Source organism: Mycobacterium sp. (assembly GCF_035697385.1).
Taxonomy (GTDB): domain Bacteria; phylum Actinomycetota; class Actinomycetes; order Mycobacteriales; family Mycobacteriaceae; genus Mycobacterium.
Window position 1 is genome coordinate 1 of sequence record NZ_DASSCY010000228.1, and the last position, 3,025, is coordinate 3,025.

The following is a 3,025-nucleotide window of genomic DNA, read 5'->3' on the forward strand; positions in this document are numbered from 1 at the left end:
CAGCCCGATGGGCATGCCACTGCATCCGTCGCGGCGCACCGCGGTCGTCGAGTGGGCACAGCGCACCGACGGGTACGTGCTCGATGACGACTACGACGGAGAGTTCCGCTACGACCGCCAACCGGTCGGCGCCCTCCAGGCGCTGTGTCCCGACCGGATCGTCTACCTGGGGTCGACAAGCAAGAGCCTGTCCCAGACGCTGCGGCTGGGCTGGATGGTGGTGCCGGACAGCCTGATGGACCCGGTGCTCGCCGCCGCGGGCGGAGCCCAGTTCTACGTCGACGCCATCGCGCAGCTGACCATGGCGGACTTCATCGTCAGCGGCCAGTACGACCGCCACATCCGAAAGATGCGGACACGCTACCGACGTCGGCGCGACGTGCTGGTCGAGGCGCTGGCCGGTTTCGAGGTGGGCATCAGCGGGCTGTCGGCGGGCGTGAACATGCTGCTCACCCTGCCCGAGGGGACCGAGCATGCGGTGCTGCGTCGGGCCGGCGAGGCCGGAATCGCGCTGAGCGGTCTGTCGGTGATGCGCCACCCGCTCGCCAGTTCGCAGATACCGCATCGCGACGGGATCATCGTCGGGTTCGCGGCGCCGGCCGAGCATGCGTTCGCAGCGGCTGTGGACGCATTGTGTGATGTGCTGACGGACAGCGGGCTGGCGTCGTAGCGTCCGACCATGAGTCCTGAGCGCCGCCGGATGGGCCTGTACGAGCGTTGGCTTGAGAAGTTCGCGCGCACCCCGGCCGGGTACTGGTACCTCAAGAAGGTCGCGCCCCGGATCGATCCTCCGCTGCTGCGCCTCACAGGCGGACGGGTCAGCGCGGAGTATCCCGTGCCCGTGATGTTGCTGACCACCATCGGGGCCAAATCCGGTCAGCAGCGGACCATTCCGCTCACCTATATCGCCGACGGTGAGCGGATTATCCTCGTCGGCTCGAACTACGGTGGGAAGAGCCATCCGGCGTGGTACCGGAACCTGACGGCCAACCCGCAGGTCGAAGTGCTGGCAGGCAAGCGCAGCGGCACCTACGTGGCGTCCCAGATCACCGATCCGGCCGAACGCGACCGCGCGTGGGAGCTGGCACTCGACATCTATGCCGGCTACGGCGACTACGAGAAGACCGCGGGCGACCGGACGATCCCGCTGATCCGTCTGGAGCGGTCCGGCGCGCGTTGACTCTGCGGCTAGGACGCAAAAGTGCGAGTAGCCAACGCCCTCACCGCAGTCTGAGCGAGCCAGCCGTAAGCTGCCCGGGTGGCCGAGCCCGTGATGCCGTCGAACCTGTCGCTCAAGACGCAGGCATGGCGGTTCGTCGTCACCGGTGGGCTTTCGGCGATCGTGGACTTCGGCCTGTACGTCGCACTACTGGCGGCCGGGTTGCACGTCAATGTCGCCAAAACCATCAGCTTCATCGCGGGCACCACGACGGCGTACCTGATCAACAGGCGCTGGACATTTCAGGCACCGCCGAGCAAGGCCCGCTTCATCGCGGTGATGGCGCTCTACGCGCTGACGTATGCCGTGCAGGTCGGCATCAACTACGTCTTCTACATGACCTGGGACGACAAGCCGTGGCGTGTACCAGTGGCGTTCGTGATCGCCCAGGGCACCGCGACCGTCATCAACTTCGTGGTGCAGCGGGCGGTCATCTTCCGGCTGAGCTGAGCCGCAAGTCGTGCACGGTACCCTCGTCACGATGTTTGAGACCACTACTCAACGACTGACCGGCTGGGGCCGCACCGCCCCAACGGTCGCCAAGGTGCTCTCGACGCGGGATCCAGAGGTGATCGCCAAAGCGGTGTCCCAGGTCGCCGACGGCGGCCGCGGCGTGATCGCCAGGGGCCTCGGCCGCTCGTACGGCGACAACGCCCAGAACGGCGGCGGCCTCGTCGTCGACATGACGCCGCTGAGCCGGATCCACTCGATCGACGCCGACACCCACATCGTCGACCTCGACGCCGGTGTGAGCCTGGACGCGCTGATGAAGGCGGCTCTGCCGTTCGGGCTGTGGGTGCCCGTGCTGCCAGGTACCCGCCAGGTCACCATCGGCGGCGCCATCGCCTGCGACATTCACGGCAAGAACCACCACAGCGCGGGCAGCTTCGGCGATCACGTGCGGTCGATGGATCTGCTGGCCGCCGACGGCGAGATCCGCCAGCTGACCCCCGACGGTCCCGACCGTGAGCTCTTCTGGGCGACGGTCGGCGGCAACGGGCTGACCGGAATCATCCTGCGGGTGCTGTTGGAGATGACTCCCACGGAGACCGCGTACTTCATCGCCGACGGCGACGTCACCGCGAGCCTCGACGAAACCATCGCCTTTCACAGTGACGGAAGCGAAGACAACTACACGTACTCCAGCGCCTGGTTCGACGCGATCAGCGCACCGCCGAAGCTCGGCCGCGCCGCAATCTCCCGCGGTTCACTCGCGCGGCTCGACCAGCTTCCCGCGAAGCTCCAGCAGAATCCGCTGAAATTCGATGCGCCGCAACTACTCAAGCTGCCCGACATCTTCCCGGACGGGCTGGCGAACAAGTACACGTTCGGACCGATCGGCGAGCTGTGGTACCGCAAGTCCGGCACCTACCGCGGCAAAGTCCAGAATCTGACGCAGTTCTACCACCCGCTGGACATGTTCGGCGAGTGGAACAGGGCGTACGGACCCTCAGGCTTCCTGCAGTACCAATTCGTCGTTCCGACAGCGGCAGTCGACGAGTTCAAGAGCATCATCGTCGACATCCAGCGCTCCGGTCACTACTCGTTTCTCAACGTGTTCAAGCTGTTCGGGCCCGGCAACGATGCGCCACTGAGCTTTCCGATGGCCGGCTGGAACGTCTGCGTCGACTTTCCGATCAAGCCGGACCTCAACAGGTTCGTCACCGAGCTCGACCGGCGGGTGCTGGAGTTCGGCGGCAGGCTCTACACCGCCAAGGATTCCCGAACGACTGCCGAGACCTTCCACGCCATGTACCCGCGAATCGACGAATGGATTGCCGTGCGCCGCAAGGTCGATCCCACCGG

The 3,025-nt window shown here is 66.1% G+C and carries 4 protein-coding genes; all 4 read left to right on the forward strand.

The window, feature by feature from the left end:
- Positions 1-670, forward strand: a 670-nt coding sequence (locus VFH65_RS19290) for an aminotransferase class I/II-fold pyridoxal phosphate-dependent enzyme (RefSeq protein ID WP_353323610.1), incomplete at its 5' end; no start/stop codon positions are given.
- Positions 671-679: 9 nt separating this feature from the next.
- Entirely contained in the window at positions 680-1,180 is a 501-nt protein-coding gene (locus VFH65_RS19295; protein ID WP_353323611.1) for a nitroreductase/quinone reductase family protein, read from the forward strand.
- Positions 1,181-1,273: 93 nt separating this feature from the next.
- Positions 1,274-1,669, forward strand: a complete 396-nt coding sequence (locus tag VFH65_RS19300; protein WP_353323614.1) for a GtrA family protein — start codon at positions 1,274-1,276, stop codon at positions 1,667-1,669.
- 31 nt (positions 1,670-1,700) lie between these two features.
- Positions 1,701-3,025, forward strand: a 1,325-nt coding sequence (locus VFH65_RS19305) for an FAD-binding oxidoreductase (protein WP_353323612.1), incomplete at its 3' end; no start/stop codon positions are given.

Bases quoted from the DNA above. Each gene is read 5' to 3' on its own strand.
- VFH65_RS19300 (WP_353323614.1), top strand. From the start codon at position 1,274: ATGCCGTCGAACCTGTCGCTCAAGACGCAGGCATGGCGGTTCGTCGTC.
- VFH65_RS19295 (WP_353323611.1), top strand. From the start codon at position 680: ATGAGTCCTGAGCGCCGCCGGATGGGCCTGTACGAGCGTTGGCTTGAG.